We start from the raw sequence: 20,238 nt of genomic DNA, 5'->3' as shown, positions 1-20,238 counted from the left end.
GAGCCGGAGCCGGGTCACTGACCGACGGGCTCGGGTCTCCGGAAGACGCGGACGGCGGCGAGCTGACCGGTGCCGTCCTCGGGCGGCAGCTCGTCCAGGCGGCGGGCGATCTGGTCGTCGACCGAGAGGTACTTCCGCCCTGCCCGCAGGTCCGCGTCGTTCCGCAGCCGCACGATCAGCGGGAACGTGCTCAACGCGCCGGCGTCGAACAGCCCGGTGGTGTAGACCAGCTGCACGCCGAGCGCCTGGGCGACCCCGAACTGCAGCTCCAGCAGGTACCCGGCGGACGCGCGGCCGATCGGGTTGTCCAGGAACAGCACGCCGGCGTGCGACCGGCGGCCCTCGCCCCGCTGGTTGGCCCGCAGTGCAGCCATCGTGCAGTAGAGCACGATCGCGGCGGTGAGCTGCTGGCCGCCCGAGAACACGTCGCGGATCTCCGAGACCCGCAGCCGCTCGGTGCGCAGCACGGCGTCCGGCTTGAGCATCTCCACCCGCACGCCCTTGGGCATGGCCGCCCGCACCCCGCGCAGCAGCAGGGACATCCCGTCGCGCTGCTCCTTGCCGCCGCTGAGGTAGCCCTCGGCGGTGCGGTCGACGACCTCGCCCAGCTTCTCCGCCAGCACGGTGTCGTCGTCGATCTCCTCGAAGCGGAACCGGAGGAACTGCTGGCCGGACCAGTCGGAGAGCCCGTCGGGCAGCTGGGACAGCCGCTGCGCCAGCCGCAGGGTGCGCAGCGCTTCGCCGACCAGACCGCCGAGGCGGGTCACGATCCCGGTGCGGTGCCGGCCGATGTTGGTCAGGTCGTCGTCGAGTGAGCGCAGCCGGGGCCGCAGCGCCCGCGCCCAGTCGCCGGCCAGCGGCGGCATCTCGGCGCGGGACACCCCGAGGATGTGCTGGCGGACCGGGCTGGTCACGTTGCCGAAGCGGGCCTCCTGCGCGTGGTGGGCGACGTCGTCGGCCGCCTTGCGCACCTCGCCGTCCAGGGCCTCCCTGGACCCGGCCACCTCGCGGAGCTTGGCCCGGGCGGCCACCCAGCGCTGCGAGGCAGCGTTGACGTCGCCCTCGAACACCTCCGGGCCGTCGGCCCCGTCGGGCGTTGCCGGCCCCAGATCGTCCAGCCCCTGCACCAGCCGGCCGAAACCGTCCGAGGACACCTCGACGTTGCGGACCTCGGCGGCCGCGGCCTCCCGGCGGTTCTCCGCCGCGGCGGCGGCCTGCTCCGCGGCCCGGCGGTCGGCGTCCGCCCACTCGATCAGCGTCGCGCCGTGCTCGATGTCGGTGGGCGGTCCGTACGGTGCGAGCGAGGTGTGCTGCGGCCGGTACTCGTCGCGGGCGCGGCGGGCCAGCGCGAGCTCGGTGTGCGCGGTCTGCAGGCGCGCCTCGACGTCGCGCAGCGCGCGGGTCGCCTGCTCGGCGGCGGCGCGGCGCGACGAGGCGTCGGACCCGTCCGGGCTGCGCAACAGCTCGTCGGCCCTGGCCCGGACCTGGTCGGACAGCGTGTCGATCGCGGTGCGCGCGGACTCCGCCTCACGTTCCGCGGCGTTGAGGCCGGCGCGCAGGTCGGCGTCGACCTCGGCGGCGGCGTAGGCCGCGTCGGCCCTGCGGTACTCGGTGCGCAGCACGCTGAGCGGCTGCCTCGGTTCGGTGCGCCGGGCGGCGGGCTCGGCATCCGCGCCGGCCACAACGCCGGCCGCGGTGACCACGCCAGCCGCGGCGACCACCTCGGTGGGCAGCTCCGCGAGGTCGTCGCGCGCGGTGGCGGCGACCGCGGTGCTCCGGTCCTGGGCACGCAGGTGCTCCTGGCCGTCCCGCTGGGCCTGGCCGGCGGCCTCCCTGGCCTGGGTCGCCTGCGCGTCGGCGGCGGCTGACGCGGCGGTGCGCTGCATGACCTGCTCGGTCAGGCCGCCGCGTTTGTCCACCTCGGCGCGCAGCGCGGCCAGCCGGGCGGCGCGGGTGCGGACGGCGGTCTCGGTGGCGCGCAGCCGGGGCAGCTCGGCATCCAGCTGATCGGACCGGGCGTCCAGCTCGGCGACCTCGGCGGCGGCCTGTTCGACGCCGGCGGCCGCGGCCGCGACCTCGTCCCGCGCGGTGGCGGCGGCCTCGGCGAGGTCGGTGAGCGCACCGGGCGGGTAGCTGTCGCGCCAGTTCCGCAGCCGCTCGGTCAGGGTGCGATCGGCATCCCAGGCGGCGTCCACGGCCGCCATCCGCTCGCGGCGGCGCCGGGTGTGCTCGGCGAGCTCGGTGCGGACCCGGTCGGCCGCCGCCTCGTCGAACATCGCCGGGTTCGGCGGTACCACGAAGTCGACGCCGGTGTCCGGCCGTTCGCCGCCGCCGACGCTGCGCTGGATGGAGCTGGTGGAGCCGACGGCGATGAGGGCGCAGGGCAGCAGCCGCGCCTCGGTCAGCGCCGCACGGGCCCGCTCCGCGTCGGCGGCGTCGTTGAGCAGCAGGCCCGAGACCAGGTGCGGGACGAGCTCGAGGGCGCTCGCCCGGTCGCTCTCGGGCAGCCGGGACAGGTAGCGCCAGCCGGAGTAGGCGGTGATGCCGGCCGCCTCCAGCACGGCCAGCGACTGCTCCACCTCGGCGGGCTCGGGCAGCAGGCCGCCGTCGCCGAGCGCCCGTACCGCGCGCAGGTCGCGCTGCTGCTGGTCCCGTAGGTCGGTGCGCTCGTTCTCCAGCGCGGTGAGCGAGGCGGCCAGCCGGTCGAGCAGCGCGGCCGCGTCGGTGTCGGGGTGCACCGACTCGACGCCCAGTAGTTCGGCCAGCCTGGGCTCGGCGGCCAGCTCGGCGTGCCGGGACTCCGCCTCCCGCAGCCGGGCCTCGGCGGTGGTGGCCGCGGCGGCCTCGGCCGACGCCGTGGCGCGCGCCTCGGTGAGCCGGGCGTCGGCCTCGCGGCGGCCGGACCGCAGCCCGGCCAGCTCGCCGAGGGTGTCCTCCACCGCGGCGATCGCGGCGCCCTCCTCCCGCTGTGCCTGGGCCTGGGCCGCGCCGACGTCGTCGTCCGCGCCGAGCAGGCCGTCCCGCACGGCGGCGTTGACCAGGCCCCGGATCCTGCCCAGCTCGGTGTGCGCCTGGTCGACCGCCGTCCGGTGCTCGGCCGCCTCGGTGCTCCAGCGCAGCTCCCGGGAGCGGGCCGTCTCGGCCTGTTCCGCCGATGCCGCCGCCAGCTCGCCCGCCGCCCGCGCGGCCTCGATCGCGTCGTCGACCACCGCCCGCAGCCCCTCGGCCAGCGCGGTGGCGGCCGCCTGCCGGGCCTCCAGAGCCGGTCGCGCCCGCTCCTGCTCGGTGTTGACCACCCTGCGCAACCGGGCGGCCTCGGCGGCGGCGAGCTGGTCGCGCAGCACCGGTTCGACCGCGTGCCAACCGTCGACCAGCTCGGCGGCGTCGTCCTTGAGCCGCGCCAGGGTGTCCTTGCTCGCCTCGGCGGCGCCGCACTTCAGCTCCGCGACGAGGCGGCGCAGCTCGGTCGAGATGTCGTGCAACCGCCGCTGCTCGCCGGCAGCGGTGTGGGCGGCCTCGGTCGCGTCGGCCAGCGCGGCGCGGATGATGTCCAGGCGCTCCGCCTCGGTGGCCTGCCGTGCGGCGATCGCCGCCGCCAGCCGCTGGGCGCCGCGCCGCGCCGACGCCTCGATCCCCCGCGCCGCCTCGGCGCGCTGCTCGGCGGCGGCCAGCGGGCCGAGCCGGTCCAGGGTGCCCTCGACGAACTCGCGCTCCAGTTCCAGCTCCGAGCGCTGCGCGATCTTCGTCGCGTACCCGGCGACCACCTCGGCGAGCCCCTGCGGCTCCTCCTGGTCGACCACGGCACGGAGCAGGAAGTCGACGAACGCCTCGTCGCTGGGGAAGGCGAACGCCTCCGCCGCCTCGCCCTCGCCGGCGTTCATCGCACGTTGGTAGCGGAACAGCTCCGGGTCCAGCCCGAGGGTGACCAGGTGCGCCGACCACTCGCGGTGCACCGTCTCCCAGGCCAGCCGCAGCGCCGGCTCGCCCTGTTGCGCCTGGTCCAGCCGCTCCCGGAACCCGGCCAGGGTCACCCGGCGCGGCCCGACGGTGAACGGCAGGTCGTCCAGGGAGAACGTCTGCCCCGGCCGGAACGAGTACCAGGCGTCGATCAGCTTCGCCGGGTCGGTGGACACCACGTGACCGCGCCACTCGGAGACCTTGCCGGTGACCAGCCGCTCGCCGGTGACCGTGTGCATCCACTCCAGCGCGACGTGCGCGACGTCGTCACCGAGCACGAACTTCTCCAGCACCCGACTGTTGGTGCTGCCGACGACCTGGCGCCGCCCCGGCAGCAGCACCGAGAACACCAGCTTCAGCAGCACCGACTTGCCGCCGCCGTTCTCCAGGAACAGGACCGAGGCGGGTGAGGGCCGGCGCGGGATGCGGTCCAGGTCGTCGGCGGCGAACAGGTCCTGCTGCGGCGCCACCCGCACCGCCGGGCCGACGCCGCGGAAGTCAAGGCAGACGTCCTGGTAGCGCGCTCCTGGTGGGCCCACCGAGAACAGCCGGACCCGGGACAGCTCGTACATGTCTTCTCCCCCGGCCTAAGCGAGCGTCTCGGCGGCCGCGACGTGCAGGCTCGCCTCCGCCGACGTGGCCGGCAGCACACCCAGCTCCAGCAGCTCGTCGAAGGTGCGCTGGGCCGCCAGCTCGCGCACCTGGACCTGGTAGCGCGGCGTGGTCCGGTACACCCCGGAGTCGCCACCGACCGCCACCAGGAAGCCCTGCTCGGCCAGGAACCGCAACGCCCGGGCCGCGATGCCCCGGGTGGTGTCCGACGCGGCGCGGCCGTCCTTCGTGGCCGCGGCGGCCGGGCGGCGCAGGTACATCCGCCAGACCCGCTCCAGCTCGGGGGCATCCGACAGCGGGTCGGCCTCCTCGCTCCCCTCGGTCCGCTCCTCGAGCACCCGGCAGGCCTCCCGGACCGCGCCGTCCACCAGCTCCACCGACACCCGCCCGACGTAGGCGTCGTTGCCGAGGTCGTCCGGGCGCGGGAAGGACAGCGCGGCGACCGCCAGCTGCGCCAGCCCGTGCAGCACCTTGTCCGCCTGCCGGTTCTGCAGGGCGGTCCGGCGCGCGTACTCGTCCATCTTGATCTCGAAGACCGAGTCCTCGGTGGCCGCGAGCACCGCGCCGGACTGCTCGGTCACGGCCAGCACGATCAGGCCGAGGCCGGCCGCCACGCTGTGCACGAGATCCTTGAACCCGTCGTCGTCGCGGTAGCGGATGACCAGGTCGGTGTACAGCGAGTCGCGGCTGGGCAGCTGCTTGGGGCGCATGCCCAATGCCACCAGCTGGGCGGCCGACTCGGCATCCCTCGGCCGCAGTCCCTCCCCGGTCATGCGACGTCCTCCGTGGCCGCCGGAGCCGGGTCCGTCTCCTCGACGGCGGCGGTGCGCAGCCCGGCGAGGGTGACGAGCAGGTCGCTGCCGCCGAACTCCTCATCCCGCAGCACGGTGCCGTCGTCGATCGCCAGACACACCCCGCCGTCGTCCTGGCCCCGCGCGCTGGAGATCGTGGAGCCGACCGCGTGCATCACCCGGAGCAGGACCAGCCCGGGCAGCTCCGGGTCGACGGTGCGCGCCTCGGCGAGCAGCCCGGACAGCCGCCGGGCCACGTCGGGCAGCCGCAGCAGCTCCCGCGCGCGCTCCCAGTGCTCCTCGCTGAACCGGTCCGGCTCGGCGTCCATCAGCTCCGGCTCCGGTACCGCCGCGCCGAACGGGTCGCGCTCCGCCGACGGCACCAGCAGCGTCTCCACCAGGCCGCCGAGGCTCAGCACGCTGGGCACCCGCACCCCGACGACGGCCCCGAAGAACGCCGACGTCGGCGCCACCGCCGTGACCACGCCGAGGTCGAGGCAGGGCCGCAGCAGCTGGCCGAACACGTCCACCGAGGCGCGCTGGGGCCGGCCGGCGAACTGCTGGCGGTCCTGCTCGGCGCGGAACAGTGCCCCGGCCTCCTGCAACCGGGCCTGCAGCTGGGTGTGCCGGCGGATGCAGTCGTTGACGATCACCACCAGGTCGGCGGCCTGCCGTCGGCGGTCCGGCTCGGTGGCGTCGTCGCGGGCGTCGGCGATGTTGCTCAGGATCGCGGTCTCCGCCCGGTAGCGGGACTCGATGTGCGCCAGTGCCTCTTCGATCAGCTCCGGAACCGCCGCGAGCCAGTCCACCGAACGCACGTCGCGCCGGGTGGCGTCCAGCTTGGCGCGCAGTGCCTCGGCGTACTGCACGGTGCGGTACCGGGCCTGTTCAGCGGCCAGCCGCGCGTCGCCGAGGCGACCCCGCCTGATCAGGTTCTCCAGCTTTACCTCGGCCGCGACCTGCGCCGACTCCACGTCGGTGTCGAGCGCGCCGACCAGCACGTTGATCGCCTCGTCGGTGGCGCGCAGGAAGACCTGCCCGTCCGGCGCGGCCAGCTCGACCAGCAGCTTGAAGTCGAACCGGCGCCGCACGTAGTGCCCGTCGGCGTCGAACGTGCCGTAGTCGACCTTGAAGCCGCGGTCGACGCTGCCCACGTTGAGCAGGCTGTCGACCACCCAGTGCCCGACCCGGTCGTGCTCCTCGGCGGTGCGCAGCGGCCCCTGCGCGGCGATGAACGGCACCAGCCGCCGCACCACCTGGTCCTGGTCGGCGCCGTGGTCGAAGTCCATGGCCAGGGTGACCTGGTCGATCGCCTGCAGCGCGATCTCCGCCATCTGGTAGCCGCCCGCGTCGACCCATTCCAGGTGCGACTTCCGGGCGTCCAGGTCGTGCAGCGGTGCGGTGCACGCCAGTGCCTTCAACCGACGAGCGACCGCCTCATCGGCCATCCCCACGCGCACATCCTGCACCACCACGGCGGGCACTCTACGAGCACGCCCCCGGCGACGTGGTCGCGCACCGTCGACCGGGGGCGCCCGAGGGCCGGTCTCAGGCCGCCGCGTCCAACACGATGCGGAACCGGGCGGCGCCGGACATCATCCGCTCGTAGGCCTTCGGCGCCTCGCTCAGCGGCAGCGTCTCGGTCATCGGGTGGATGTCCCGGGCGACGCTGAACCCGAGGTTGTCCTCGTTCTCGATCGAGCTGCCGGTAAGGCTGCCGCTGACGGTGTGGGTCCCGAAGATGAGGTCGGCGGTGTTGACCGAGATCGGGTCCGGCGCCGCCCCCACGACGATCATCCGTCCGCGCGGCGCGAGCCCGGCGACCAGCGGGGACATCGACGCACCGCTGGAGGCGGTGGCGATGACCGCGGCGGCGCCACCGAGCGCCTGCAGTGCGGTTCCGGGGTCCTCGGCGGCGCTGTCGATGTAGTGGTCGGCGCCCAGCCGCGCGGCGAGCTCGGCCTTGTCGGTGCCCCGGGCGATGGCCGCGACCCGGTAGCCCAGCTTGCTGGCATACTGCAGGCCGAGGTGCCCGAGCCCGCCGATCCCCTGGATCGCCACCAGTGCGCCGGGGCGCGCGTCGACCTGCAGGAGCGCGTTGTACGTGGTCAGGCCGGCGCACAGCAGCGGGGACGCCTCCAGCGAGGAGAGGCCGTCCGGGACGCGGACCAGTCCGCTGGCCCTGGCGAACGCGACCTCGGCGTAGCCGCCGTCCACCGTGGTGCCGGTCTGGGGCTGGTCGGCGCAGTTCACGAAGTCGCCCCGCCGGCAGTACTCACACTCGCCGCAGTGGCCGCCGAGGTACCCGACGCCGACCCGGTCACCGGCCTGCCAGGCGTGCACCCCGGCGCCGACCGCGTCGACGACGCCGACGAGCTCGTGCCCCGGCACGACCGGCTGGGTGGGGTCCGCGCGCAGCCCCTCCACCGCGAGCACGTCGCTGTGGCACACCCCGCAGGTCTCGACCCTGATCCGCACCTGGCCCGGGTCCGGCGAGCCGAGCTCCCGGTCCACGAGCTTGAACTGGCGCGATCCGGTCACTTCGAACGCACGGTAGGTGGACATGCTTCTCTCCTGGGTGGGTGCCGGTGGAGGGCAAGTCCCTGGCGGGGCCGGCCGTGTTGTCTGGTTTAAATATGACCGGTTGTCTTAGCCTCGTCAAGGCGATCGGCCGGACGGTTCGCCGAGTGCGCCCGGCGGTCCGATCGGCAGTGGTGAACAACGGCTGGGCATGTACGTTGGAAGTTCCAACTAAGGAGTAGGAGAGCCTCTCATGACCGCGCAGGACGTCATTCTGGTGACCGGTGCCGGCGGCGGGGTCGGCGGCGTCGGCCGCACCGTCGTCGAGTTGCTCCGCGAGCACGACCTGCCGGTGCGGGCCTTGCTGCACCGCGAGGACGAGCGCGCCGACGCGGTGCGCGCACTCGGCGCGGAGGTCATCGTCGGCGACCTGACCCGGCCGGACGACGTGAGCCGCGCGCTGGACGGCGCCTCGCGGATGTTCTTCAGCATGACGGTGTCGCCGGACTACCTGGAGGCCACGGCGGTGGTCGCGACCGTCGCCCGCGCGCTCGGCACGCTGGAGGCCTTGGTGTCCATCTCGCAGATGACCGTGTCCCAGATGCACGTCACGAGCACCGAGGAGTCACACCACCAGCGGCTGCACTGGCTCGCCGAGCAGGTGTTGAACTGGTCGACGCTGCCGGTGGTGCACGTCCGGCCCACGATCTTCCTGGACAACCCGCTGCTGACCCTGCTGGCCGCGCGCTCCATCGCCGAGACCGGCACGATCCGGCTGCCCTTCGGCACCGGCCGCACCTCCCCGATCGCGGCCGGCGACGTCGCGGGCGTCGTCGCGGCGATCCTGCGCGAGCCGGGAAATCACCTCGGGCACACCTACGAGCTGACCGGCCCGACGGTGCAGGACATGCACGGCGTCGCCGAGGAGTTCTCCCGCGCACTGGGCCGGCCGGTCGGCTACGTCGACGTGTCACCACAGACCTGGCTCGAGCAGACCGTCGAGCCGGCCGGGCTGCCGCCACACGTGCGGGATCACCTGGTCACGATGGCCCGTCTGCACCGCGAGGGCCGCTACGACCGGTCCACCCGCACCGTCGAGGAGATCACCGGCAGCCCGGCTCAGACGGTCCAGCAGTTCGTCGAGGCGCGCAGGGCGCTCTACTCCCCCGCCTGAGCCACCCGGCCCCAGCCGACCGTCAGCGGGAGTCACGGTCGGTGACCGGCTGATCGAAGCAGGCCGCTGACCTAAGGGTCGATCTGCGTCGAGGTCTACCTGAGTCGGGTTGCCCGCAAGATCGACGACCCTGGCGTCGATCTGGGCGAGACCGGGGGCGTCACCAGCTCCGGGTGGGTGCCGGGTGCGCAGTCTCACTTGCTGGCCCGCTGGCCCTGGCCGAGCAGAGCCGCGCTGACGTCCTGGGCGAGTGGTTCCGGCGCGCGTCTCGCCCCTGTCCGGTCAGCCGGACCCGCGCGACCTCGCGTTCATGGTCAACTCGACGTATTTCGGGGTCCCGTGAGCGGCCTGGTCGGCTCCGACGGCCTGGACAGGGAGTGGCCCGGTCAGCCCGCCGGGCATGGTCCAGCCCGCCGGGCATGGTCAGCCCGCCTGCGGGGTCAGCTCCGACGCCGAACGCCTTGCCGATGAAAAAGCCGTGACGCGGCGTCACCACGCCCGAAACGAGCGGCCCTCCCCCACCTGAGCCACGCTTCTAGTGCCGGCCGAGCAGGTTGTCGGCCACGTTCTGGAGGTGCTGGCGCATGTTGTCCTGCGCACCGTTGGGATCGCGGTCCAGCAGCGCCTCGACGATCGCGGTGTGCTCACGGTGGTAGCACCGGCGCCGCTCCGGGGTCGAGGTGCGCCGCTTGAGGGTGCCCCAGACGGGTAGCGCGCGGGCGGTGTTCATCACGTCGAACATGTTCATCAGCAGGCCGTTGTGCGCGGCCAGCGCGATACCCCGGTGCAGCTTGGCGTCCCAGACCTCGAAGCCCTCGAAGTCCTCGCTGGCGCCGCCCAGGTTGAGGCACTCGGTGATGCGGTCCAGGTCGGCCTGGGTGGCCACCCGCGCCGCGAGGGCGGCGACCTGCGGTTCGAGCAGCTGACGCACCTGCATGATCTCCGCCGGGCTGGTGTCGGGCGGCGCACCCTCGACGCGCCCCGGGGCGGAGTCGGTCAGGAACGTGCCCCGGCCGACGTGCCGGATCACCACCCCGTCGCGTTCCAGAACCTCCAGCGCGCGGCGGATGGCACCGCGCGGCACGGCGAGCCGCTCGACGAGGTCACGCTCGGTGGGCAGCTTCGAGCCTGGCCCCAGGGTGCCGTCCCGCGCCCCCTCGGCCAGCAGCGCGCGCAGCGTCTGTTCCACCGCCATCATGCCCAGCACTATAGCCCCACTGCCGAACCAATTCGGACCAATCGACCATTTCAGACCAAAGTTACGCCAGCCCATCGACACCAGTCAGGTCCAAGCGTAACGTCAGAGATGTCCGAATTGGTCTCAATTGGTCCAGATTGGTTCGTAATGAAGCTGGTGACCTTCTCCGCCGGATCGAGCAGGAGAGTCGGGGTGGTCGACGCTGAGGCCGGCGTCCTGCGCGATGTCAGCGAGCTGCTCCCGGCCGGCGCCGGTCTGCTCGAGGTCATCGAGCAGTGGGCCGAGCTGGGCCCAGTGCTCCGGGAGCGGGCGTCCGGGCTGCCCGCCCGGCCGGTCGAGGGGGTCGAGCTGCTCGCCCCGATCCCGGTCCCCCGCCGCAACATCTTCTGCGTCGGCAAGAACTACCGCGACCACGTGCTGGAGTTCGGCCGCAGCGGCTACGACCAGCCGGACCGATCCGAGGACCTGCCCGAGTACCCCGTGGTGTTCTCCAAGGCGACGACCTCGGTGACCGGTCCCTACGGCGACATCGACCCGCACCACGGGGTGACCGCGGAGCTGGACTACGAGGCCGAGCTGGGCGTGATCATCGGCCGCGGTGGGCGGGGCATCAGCCGCGAACAGGCCTTCGAGCACGTGTGGGGCTACACGATGATCGACGACTTCACCGCGCGCGACCTGCAGCGCACCCACAAGCAGTGGCTGCTCGGCAAGTCGCTGGACACGCACTGCCCGATGGGCCCCTACGCGGTGTCCGCCGACGAGATCACCGACGTGACCGCCCTGATGGTCGAGAGCCGCGTCAACGGCGAGCCCCGGCAGTCGGCCCCGGTCAAGGACCTGATCTTCGACATCCCGGAGCTGATCGCCACCCTCTCCGCCGGCATCACGCTGCTGCCCGGTGACCTGATCGCCACCGGCACCCCGGCCGGCGTCGGGATCGGTTTCGACCCGCCCCGGTTCATGGTCAGCGGCGACGTGGTCGAGGTGTCCATCACCGGGCTCGGCACGCAGCGCAACCGCATCGCCTGATCACTCGCCGCATCACCCGCTCCGGACACCTAGCTCGCTCACCAGTGCAAGGGAGAACTATGCAGGTCAACGGCAAGGAACTCGCGGTCGAGGTCGACGGGGAGGGCCCGGCGGTCCTGCTCGTGCACGGCCTCGGCGGCACCTCGAACTTCTACCAGGTGCAGGCCGACGCCCTCGCCGAACGGTTCCGGGTGATCCGGGTGGACTCCGCCGGCGCGGGCCGGTCCCCGGTGGCCGACGGGATCAGCATCGAGTCGCACGCCGACGACCTGGCCGCGGTGCTGGACGCGCTCGACGTCGACTCCGCCGCTGTGGTCGGCCACTCGATGGGCACCCTCGTCGTGCGCGCGCTCGCCGCCCGACACCCGGGCAAGGTGTCGGCGCTGGCACTGCTCGGCGCCGTCCGCGAACCCCCGGAGGCCGGCCGCCAGGCGCAGCGCGACCGTGCCGCCGTGCTGCGCGAGAAGGGCACCGCCGCGGTCGCCCCGGGTGTGGTGGCGAACGCACTGTCCGAGACCACCCGCCAGCGGCGGCCCGAGGTCGCCGCGTTCGTCCGCGAGCTGGTCATGCGCCAGGACCCGGAGGGCTACGCCCGCAACTGCGAGGCCCTCGGCGCCGCCACCGACCCCGGCCCCATCGCCACCAGCCTGCCGCTGCTGCTGATCACCGGCGACGACGACAAGGTCGGGCCGCCGGAAGCCAGCCAGGAACTGGCCGACGCCCACGGCAACGCCGCCGTGGAGATCCTGCCCGGCGTCGGGCACTGGACCGCGCTGGAAGCCGCCGGCCCGGTCACCGACCACCTGCTCAAGTTCCTGTAAGCGCCAGGCCCTCAACGAGGAGGAGGCCACCGTGCCTGTCCCGTCCACCAAGACCCTGTTCCGCAACGTCAGCATTCTCGACTCCACCGGCGCCGACCCCTACCCCGGCGACGTGCTGGTCGACAACGACCGGATCGCCGCGGTCGGGTCCGTCGAGCCGGCGCGCGCCGAGGGCGCCCGGGTGATCGACGGGCGCGGGCGCACCCTGATGTCCGGGCTGTGCGATGCGCACACCCACTTCTCCTGGAACAACAGCGCGGACCTCGACGGCCTCGGCACCATGCCGGTCGAGGAGCACCTGCTGTTCTGCCTCGAGTCCGCCCGCACCTACCTCGACTCCGGGTACACCATGTGCCTGGGCGCGGCGTCGGCCAAGGACCGCCTCGACGTGGTCTGCCGGGACGCCATCAACGCCGGGCGTTTCCCCGGCCCGCGCTACCTGGCCAACGGCCCGGAGATCGCGGTCACCGGCGGCGCCCTGATCAAGTCGATCACCAAGTTCGCGGACGGCCCCGAAGGCATGCGCAAGGCCGTCCGCGAGCTCGTCTCGCTGGGCGTCGACCAGATCAAGCTGTCGATGACCGGCGAGGAGATCACCGGCAGCCAGCGCGCGGAGGACACCTACTTCTCCGACGAGGAGGTGGCCGCCGCGGTCTCCGAGGCGCACCGGCGGGGCAAGCGGGTCTGCGCGCACGCCCGCAGCGCGGAGAGCGTGAAGATGTGCGTGCGCCACCACGTCGACGTGATCTACCACGCCAGCTTCACCGACGCCGAGGGCATGGACCTGCTCGAGGCCAACAAGGACTGGGTGTTCGTGGCGCCCGGCATCAACTGGCTGGTCGCCACGCTCTACGAGGCCGAGTCGTTCGGCTTCCCGCAGCAGGCCGCCGAGGCCGTCGGCTACAAGCGCGAGCTGGAGATCGCCACCGAGGGACTGCGGGAGATGCACCGGCGTGGGATCCGGGTGCTGCCCGGCGGCGACTACGGCTTCGCCTGGACCCCGCACGGCACCTACGCCCGCGACCTGGAGCACTTCGTGCAGCGGCTCGGGTTCACCCCGATGGAGGCGATCCTGTCCGCGACGGCCCAAGGCGGCGAGATCATGCTGCGCCCCGACGAGCTGGGCAAGGTCGCGCCCGGCTACCTGGCCGACCTGATCGTCGTCGACGGTGACCCGCTGGCCGACATCACCGTGCTGCAGGACCACGACAAGCTCGACTACATCATGAAGGACGGGCTGTTCCACAAGGAGTGCGCCGACGACCCGGCCCCGCTGCCGCCCAACCCGGGCAGCGTCGACCACAACCGGGCCCCGGCCAACGCCTAGCCGCTGACGCCGCTCCGCTGACTCCGCTCACGAAGCCCGCCGTGCCCCGTCCCGGGGCCGGCGGGGCAATGCCGCCTGGCCGCGCACGCCGCACCGCACCGCACTCGATCCCAGCTGGAGGACCCCGTGGACACTCCCGACCCCGGCCGGGATGCGGCCGTTCTGCCCTCTCCCGCCGGCTCGCTCCCGGCTCTGGAGGTCACCCGCACCGATGATCCGGCCGTTGTCGCCGAGGCGGTGCGGGACGACTACTCGCTGCACGTGGTGCCCCGGACCTGGCGGCTGAGCGCGCCGAAGATGGCGTTGGCCTGGTCCGCTGTGATGGCGGCGATGTTCTGGGTGGTCGTGGCCGCCGGGGCGTCGATGGTGGTCGGCACGGTCCAGGCGCTGGTCGGGCTCGCGGCGGCGACGCTGGTCCACGGCGCGATCTGCTTCGCCATGTCGCGGACGGCGGCCAGGACCGGGCTCACGCCCGGCCTGTTCTCCCGTTCAATCTTCGGCTACTACGGCGCCTCGATCGCCACCTTCGTCTTCGCGGTGACCGGTACCTGGTTCGCCGTGTTCGAGGGCTCGGTGCTCGCGGTCGCGGCGCAGGCGCAGTTCGGCGGACCGATCCAGCTCTGGTACCTCGTCGTCACCGCCTGCGCCATCCCGCTGGTGATCGGCGGTGTCCGGGTGTGGCTGGAGAAGGTCAACGCGTACCTGCTGCCGGTCTTCGCGGTCGGCCTGGTCGCCACCGTGGTCTGGGCGACGGTGAAGTTCGGGTACCACAGCGGCTGGCTGACGTCCGAGCCGTCGGTGCCCACCCCGATGGCCGGCCCGGGCTGGCTGTTCGTGTTCGCGCTCTACATGGGCGTGTTCTCCAACATGTTCTACACGTTCGACTTCGCCCGGATGGGCCGGCCGCAGGACACCAGGGTGAACGGGTTCCACACCTTCGGTTTCACCTTCTACTTCTTCACGATCTTCGTGAACGGGGCGGCCGGGATCTACCTGGCCCACACGATCCCCCTGGCCGGCGGCATCACCGAGTCCAGCCTCGTCACCGGGATCGTGAAGATGATGGGGATCTTCGGGCTGTTGTTCATCGTGGCAACCCAAACCAAGATCAACACGGCGAACTTCTACGTCGCCTCCACGAACTTCCAGAGTTTCTTCTCGCGCGTCTTCCACCTCACGTTGCCGCGCATCGTCTGGGTCTTCTTCGTGGGGGTCGTCTCGTTCAGCATCATGGTGTTGAACGTCTTCTCGTTCATCAACACCTGGCTCTCCTACCAGGGAGCGGTGCTGGTCGCCTGGGTCGGCATCGCGCTCGTGCACATGGCCTTCGCCGCGAAGCGATCCGGCTCGGGCGGCGGCTTCGAGTTCCGGCCCGGCCGGGTACCGAACGCCAACCCGGGCGGGCTCGCCGCCTGGGTCGTGTCCTCCGGCGTCGGCATCTACCTCATCGCCAGCGGCAGCGCGGTCGCCACCACCTGGGCGCTGGTGATCACGTTCGTCCTCGCCGTGCTGGTGTACGCGGCGGCGCTGGCGGTGGCCAAGGACGGCTGGTTCGCACTGCCCCGGCCCCACGACCCCCGCGACGAGGTCGACAGCAGCTGGGACGACCGCATCCGCTGCGGTGTGTGCCACCGGTCCTACGTGGCGCTGGAGATGGACCGCGACCCCCGGCACGGGCACCGGCCCATCTGCGCGGCCTGTGCCACCAGCGGGGCCTTCAGGACGGCGGCGCTCGCCGAGTCCACCCCCACCGAGAGGTGACCCCCTCGCAGCGACGGCCATAATCAGGGCCCCACCCCCAGGAGGACGTCATGAGCACGAGCGACGCCGGAGCGCCGGCACTGCAGGCCTACCGGATCCACCTGCGCAGCGACGAGTTCCAGTTCGAGAACGAGATCCACGCCAGCCAGGTCGACCGGGAGGACGGCTGGACCGTCTTCTGGAACGGGAACGACGTCTTCCTGCGGGTCCGCGACGAACACATCGTGAGCCTGGAGCACCTGGACTGACTCTCCTGGCGATCCTTGGGCGTGGCAACCTTGACAGCATTCCTCACCGAGACCAACGTCAGTCCGGGAATTTTCGCCGCGAACCGGACTCAGGTCGACCTCGAAGCAGCCCACCCCCAGGTCAGCATCCTGAGTCAATCGGCTTGTCACCGACTGTGACTCCCACAGGCCCATCCCGACCAAAGACCGAGCGGCCTCAGTCAGCACCCCCTACACCGAGCCGGCGAACCCCCTGATGTCGCGGATGGTCGAGGCGTAGACGTCGGGCATCGCGGCCCGGAAGATGACGTCGCCGCCGTGGCAGGTGCCGTTGACCGTGCGGCCGACCGCGCTCACCCCGTTGGCGAGCAGCCGGCGCAGGTAGGCGAGGCCCTCGTCGCGCAGCGGGTCGAGCTCGTTGACCGAGATGACGTGCGGCGGAAGGCCGGCGAGGTCGCGGTCGGTCGCCCGGTACGGCCAGCAGGTCGCATCCTCGGCGTGCGCGGCGCCCGGGTCGTACGCGGCAGCCATGACCGCGAGCAGCTCGCAGCTCAGGAAGTAGCCGTCGTTCTCGTGCAGCGAGGCCAGCTCGGCGGGCCGGGCGTCCCACAGGTTGGAGATGTACGGGCACATGGCATAGACGCCGGCGATGCGGTCGGCCCAGCCCTCACGGTTGGCCCGCAGGGTGACCGCCAGCGACAGGTTGCCGCCACCGGACTCCCCCGCCACGATCACCTTGCCGGCACCGAGCTCGCCACGGTGGTCGAGCACCCACGCCACCGCCGCCGCGCAGTCGTCCAGGCCGGCCGGGTACGGGTGGCTGCCGAGCTTGCCGGCGCCGTTGCGGAACTCGACACCGACAACGACCAGACCGGTCGCGGCCAGCTCGTCGCGGATCCGCGCGTAGCAGACGCCGGCGCCTTCGAGGATGACCATGCCGCCACCGTGCAGGTGGACCACGCACGGCAGCGCGGTGTCACCGCTGCCTTCCGGCCGGTGCACGTACAACGTGATCTCGTTGCCGTCCGGCCCGGTGATCGAGGTCGTCTCGGTGGTGACGCCCCGAACCGGCGCAAGTCCCTCGTAGAGCGCCGCGAACACCGCTTCGAAGCCGCCCTCGGCCGCCGCGCAGAACGCCAGCAGTTCCTCCCGCGACGACCGGGGTGAGATCGGCGGCGGCTCCGGATGGGCGTCCAGCCCGAACGCGGCCAGCGCGGCCACCATCCGGGGATCGGCCCGAGGGTCGTCGCGCAGGCTCAGCGCCGGATCGCCCAACCTGCCGGGGCGGGCCACGGACACGGTCGGGCTCGGGGACGGATCAATCGCCATTGATGATCTCCAGTCGGTTGTCACGAGTCGGTTGTCGGGTTCCGGTGTCGCCTCACCGGCCGGGACCGCGCAGACCGAGGATCAGCGCTGGATCGCCCGGAGTGAAGGTGCCGTGTCGTTGGGAAGCGTCGCCGATTTCCCGGCAGCGGACCAGCACGTCCCGCCCCAGCCGCAGCTGGCGGCGTTCCCAGTCGGCCAGCGCGGGTTCGACCGCGCCGTTGTGCCCGACCAGCTGGGCCGCGAGCTCCCAGCTGTCGGCGGCGGCCTTGGCGGTGCCCGCGGCCGCGTGCGGGCGGACCGCGAACGCCGCATCCCCGATCAGGCAGATCCGGCCGAGCGCCATCCGGGTCACCTCGATGTCGAACACCGCCTGCACGAACGGCTCGGCCACGCCGAGCGCGGCCTCGGCGATCACCGGGGCCAGCTGCGCCGAGGCGTCCGCGCGGAACCGGTCCACGAACTCCCGCCGCACCGCGCCCGGCGGCAGGGAGACCGACCGGAGCCGGCCGGCGCTGTCGGTCATCAGGTCGTCGAACGCGGCGCCGGCGGCCACGTTGCGGTACCAGACGAAGTTCATCAGCCGCTGGCCCGGCACCAGTGAGCCGGACGCGGCGGGGATCGGGTAGACGAGGATGTGGCTGTGCGGGAGCACCTGGTAGGTGATCGCGTCGGACAGCGCCGCGAACGTGCCCGGGCGCAGCTCCGACTCCGCCATGGTGCCGCGCCAGGCCACGTAACCGGAGTACTCCGGGGTCACTCCCGGCAACAGCCTGGCCCTGGTCGCGGAGCTGATGCCGTCGGCCGCGACCACCAGGTCGGCGTGGCGCCGCCCGCCCGAGGTCAGCGTCAGCTCCACCCCGCCCGGCGACGACTCCAGGCCGGCGACCTCGTGGCCCAGGCGGTAGCGCTCCGGCGCCAGCTGCGCCAACAGTGCCCGGTAGATGGTGTTCCACGAGGAGAACCGGTACCGGTGCGCACGCTCGTGCACCAGCCCACCCCTGGCGTCCAGGAACCGGATGAAGTTCGTCGAGCTGCACAGCGAGTCCGGGTCCACCGCCGTCTTCTCGGCGAACCAGCGCACCGCCTCGTCCAGCACGGCGATGCCGGCGCCGCGCGCCTCCAGGGTGGCCGGCGCGCGCTCCAGCACGGTGACGTCGCAGCCCGCGTCGGTCAGCACCAGCGCGGCGGTCAGGCCACCCAGCGAGCCGCCGACGACCGCGACGCTCGGCATGCCGGGCACAACCGGCTCAGGGTCGGCCGAAGGTCGCGACCCGGTCCACCTTGAGCTCGAAGAGCACCCGGCGCTCGTCGATGGACGGGTCACGGAGCCCGTACGGCGGCGCGTTGCCGGTGTACTTGGTCCAGATCCTGTCCAGCTGCGCGGTGACCCGGGGGCCCTCTTGCGGGTCGTCCTCGGAGACCTCCCGTGCGACGGTGGCTTTGATGGACACCCAGTGGTAGGCGTTCGCGGGGTTGACCAGCGCGAAGGTGGCCCTCGGTTGCTTGCGCAGCCAGTCGACCTTCTTGCGGTGGGTGGCGAGGTTCAACAGCACCAGGTCGCCCTCGTAGTCGAACCACACCGGGGTGAGGTTCGAGCGGCCGTCACCGCCGGTGACGGATACGACCGCGGTGACCGGGTTGTCCAACAGCTGCCGGTAGGTGGGGTCGAGGTCGGCCAGGGACGCCACGTCGTCGTGGTTGCCCACGGTGAACTGGCCGGGCTGCAAACCGTCGGCCACGTCGAGGAAACGAGCAACACTGATCGTCATGGCGGTTAGCGTAGGGGCCATGACAGCCTCCGCCCACCCGTCCGTTCCGGTGAGCGCCGGGTTCGCCGACGGTCTGGCCGCCGCCGGGGTGCGCCAGCTGTTCGGCATGCCCGGCGGCGGCCCGAACCTGGACATGATCGGCGCGGCGGCGCGGCGCGGCATCGGTTTCCTGCTCGCCCACGGGGAGACCGCCGCGTGCGTGATGGCGGGGGCGTTCGGGCTGCTCACCGGCACTACCGGGGTGACGCTGGTGACCCGGGGCCCCGGGCTGACCAGTGCCGCCAACGGGCTCGCCGAGGCCGACCTGGACCGCGCGCCGCTGCTGCTCGTCAGCGACTGTGTGCCCGGCGGGCAGCGGGACCGGACCGGCCACCAGCGCCTCGACCAGCTCGCCGTGTCCGCGCCGCTGACCCGGTGGAGCGGCACGCTCGGGCACCGCGACCCCGCCGGTTGCGTTGCCGCCGCGGCCGCGCTGGCCGCCGGCCCACCCGCCGGGGCGGTCCACCTCGACTACGACCCCGGTGTCCCCGGCGACCTCCCGCCGGCGCCACCCGGGCTGCCGCCCGTCGACGACCTCGCGCTGCGCCACGCCACCGCGCTGGCCGCCGGAGCCCGCCACCCGGTGGTCATCCTGGGCGCCGGCGCGGCACGGGCGGCGCAACCGGCGGCACAGCAAGCGGCGGCCCAGTACACGGCGGTGCGGGCCGCGCTCGCCGGCATCCCGGTGCTCACCACGTACCACGCGCTCGGCTGCGTCGACGCCACCGGGCCGGGGTCCGCCGGCCTGTTCACCAACGCCGCGCTGGAGCGGCCCCTGCTGGAGCGGGCCGACCTCATCGTGGGAGTGGGCCTGGACGGGATCGAGCCGATGCCGGGGCCGTGGACCTACCGGGCCCCGGTGCTGCTGCTCAGCGACACCGAGGTGGACGGCGCTTACTACGGCGCGCCGCACGTGGTGCTCGGCCCGCTCGGCCGGACCGTGCCGGCCGTGCTCGCCGCCACAGCGCCCGCCTGGCCGGCCGACGCCGGGCGGACCCACCGCGACGCTCGGCTCACCGAGCTGGCCGCCGGCGCCCGGGAGGCCGCCCTGCACCCGGTCGACCTCGCCCGCGCCGTCGCCGAGGCCGCCGGCGACGCCCAGGTGAGCGTCGATGCCGGGGCGCACATGCTCGCCGTGATGCCGTTCTGGCCGGCCTCCCGGCCGCACCAGGTGCTGATCTCCAACGGGTTGGCCACCATGGGCTACGCACTGCCGGCGGCGATCGGCGCGGCGCTGGCCCGGCCGGGTGAGCGGGTGTTCTGCCTGGTCGGCGACGGTGGGCTGGGCATGACCCTGGCCGAGCTGGAGACCCTGGCCCGGCTCCGGCTGCCCGTCACCGTGGTGGTGTTCGACGATGCGGCGCTGAGCCTGATCGAGATCAAGCAGCGGACCGGGCAGGGCGACGGGGGCGCGGTCCGGTTCGGCCCGGTCGACTTCGCCGCCGTCGCGACCGCGATGGGTGTGCCCGCCGCGACCGCCGACGACCTCGCCGGCGTGCGCTCCGCGCTGCGCGGGCCCCGGGTCGGCCCGTTCCTGCTCGACGCGCGGATCAGCCCGGCCGGCTACCGGCACATCCTCACCGTCTCCCGGGGCTGATCTGAGCGGTCCTCAGGCCGCGGTGGAACGAACCGCCGCGGCGAGGCGTTGACACGACGGCTGGTGGGCGACCGACGACGGTCG

Annotated in this window: 15 protein-coding genes; 7 read left to right on the top strand and 8 right to left on the bottom strand. The window is 73.1% G+C overall.

The features are described 5' to 3' along the window. Positions 1-14 precede the first annotated feature (14 nt). From ACTXG6_RS24250 to ACTXG6_RS24235, 4 genes are all read right to left on the bottom strand, one after another. Positions 15-4,529, bottom strand: coding sequence for a hypothetical protein (locus tag ACTXG6_RS24250; protein WP_445181659.1), 4,515 nt, complete (start codon positions 4,527-4,529; stop codon positions 15-17). A gap of 15 nt (positions 4,530-4,544) precedes the next feature. Then, entirely contained in the window at positions 4,545-5,342 is a 798-nt protein-coding gene (locus ACTXG6_RS24245; RefSeq protein WP_445181658.1) for a hypothetical protein, read from the bottom strand. Further along, positions 5,339-6,814 (bottom strand): hypothetical protein, encoded by a 1,476-nt coding sequence (locus ACTXG6_RS24240; protein ID WP_445190101.1) that lies wholly within the window; start codon positions 6,812-6,814, stop codon positions 5,339-5,341. The genes ACTXG6_RS24245 and ACTXG6_RS24240 overlap by 4 nt, the downstream gene beginning before the upstream one ends. Before the next feature lie 94 nt (positions 6,815-6,908). Next, a complete protein-coding gene (locus tag ACTXG6_RS24235; protein ID WP_445181657.1) occupies positions 6,909-7,925 on the bottom strand; it encodes an alcohol dehydrogenase catalytic domain-containing protein in 1,017 nt (338 codons plus the stop codon). A gap of 208 nt (positions 7,926-8,133) precedes the next feature. Between ACTXG6_RS24235 and ACTXG6_RS24230 the strand changes: the two genes are divergently transcribed. After that, positions 8,134-9,054, top strand: a complete 921-nt coding sequence (locus ACTXG6_RS24230) for an NmrA family NAD(P)-binding protein (protein ID WP_445181656.1) — start codon at positions 8,134-8,136, stop codon at positions 9,052-9,054. A gap of 535 nt (positions 9,055-9,589) precedes the next feature. On the opposite strand, the gene ACTXG6_RS24225 is transcribed toward ACTXG6_RS24230, so the two are convergent. After that, positions 9,590-10,252, bottom strand: a complete 663-nt coding sequence (locus ACTXG6_RS24225; protein ID WP_445181655.1) for a FadR/GntR family transcriptional regulator — start codon at positions 10,250-10,252, stop codon at positions 9,590-9,592. A gap of 147 nt (positions 10,253-10,399) precedes the next feature. On the opposite strand from ACTXG6_RS24225, the gene ACTXG6_RS24220 reads away from it, so the two are divergent. The 5 genes from ACTXG6_RS24220 (at position 10,400) to ACTXG6_RS24200 (ending at position 15,441) form a co-directional block, all read left to right on the top strand. Continuing rightward, positions 10,400-11,284 carry a fumarylacetoacetate hydrolase family protein gene (locus ACTXG6_RS24220; RefSeq protein WP_445181654.1) on the top strand — a complete coding sequence of 295 codons (885 nt, stop codon included), beginning with the start codon at positions 10,400-10,402 and terminating at the stop codon, positions 11,282-11,284. Between the two features lie 59 nt (positions 11,285-11,343). After that, positions 11,344-12,105 (top strand): alpha/beta fold hydrolase, encoded by a 762-nt coding sequence (locus ACTXG6_RS24215; protein ID WP_445181653.1) that lies wholly within the window; start codon positions 11,344-11,346, stop codon positions 12,103-12,105. Between the two features lie 31 nt (positions 12,106-12,136). Beyond that, entirely contained in the window at positions 12,137-13,432 is a 1,296-nt protein-coding gene (locus tag ACTXG6_RS24210) for an amidohydrolase family protein (protein WP_445181652.1), read from the top strand. Positions 13,433-13,558: 126 nt separating this feature from the next. Beyond that, on the top strand, positions 13,559-15,193 hold the full coding sequence (locus tag ACTXG6_RS24205; RefSeq protein WP_445181651.1) for a purine-cytosine permease family protein: 1,635 nt from the start codon (positions 13,559-13,561) through the stop codon (positions 15,191-15,193). 50 nt (positions 15,194-15,243) lie between these two features. Continuing rightward, positions 15,244-15,441: a hypothetical protein gene (locus tag ACTXG6_RS24200; protein ID WP_445181650.1), complete on the top strand. Its 198-nt coding sequence runs from the start codon at positions 15,244-15,246 to the stop codon at positions 15,439-15,441. A gap of 210 nt (positions 15,442-15,651) precedes the next feature. Here ACTXG6_RS24200 and ACTXG6_RS24195 read toward each other — a convergent pair whose 3' ends face one another. From ACTXG6_RS24195 to ACTXG6_RS24185, 3 genes are read right to left on the bottom strand one after another with little or no spacing between them, the layout of a single operon-like run. Beyond that, entirely contained in the window at positions 15,652-16,749 is a 1,098-nt protein-coding gene (locus ACTXG6_RS24195; RefSeq protein ID WP_445181649.1) for an alpha/beta hydrolase fold domain-containing protein, read from the bottom strand. 52 nt (positions 16,750-16,801) lie between these two features. Beyond that, complete coding sequence (locus tag ACTXG6_RS24190) at positions 16,802-17,980, bottom strand: FAD binding domain-containing protein (protein WP_445181648.1); 1,179 nt, start codon at positions 17,978-17,980, stop codon at positions 16,802-16,804. A 16-nt stretch (positions 17,981-17,996) separates the two neighbouring features. After that, positions 17,997-18,539: a pyridoxamine 5'-phosphate oxidase family protein gene (locus ACTXG6_RS24185; RefSeq protein ID WP_445181647.1), complete on the bottom strand. Its 543-nt coding sequence runs from the start codon at positions 18,537-18,539 to the stop codon at positions 17,997-17,999. Here ACTXG6_RS24185 and ACTXG6_RS24180 point away from each other — a divergent pair. Next, entirely contained in the window at positions 18,538-20,154 is a 1,617-nt protein-coding gene (locus ACTXG6_RS24180; protein WP_445181646.1) for a thiamine pyrophosphate-binding protein, read from the top strand. The two genes, ACTXG6_RS24185 and ACTXG6_RS24180, sit on opposite strands and share 2 nt — an antisense overlap. The last annotated feature ends 84 nt before the right edge of the window (positions 20,155-20,238 follow it).

It is taken from the genome of Pseudonocardia sp. Cha107L01 (genome assembly GCF_052566575.1).
This window is presented reverse-complemented; position numbering and strand designations above follow the sequence as displayed.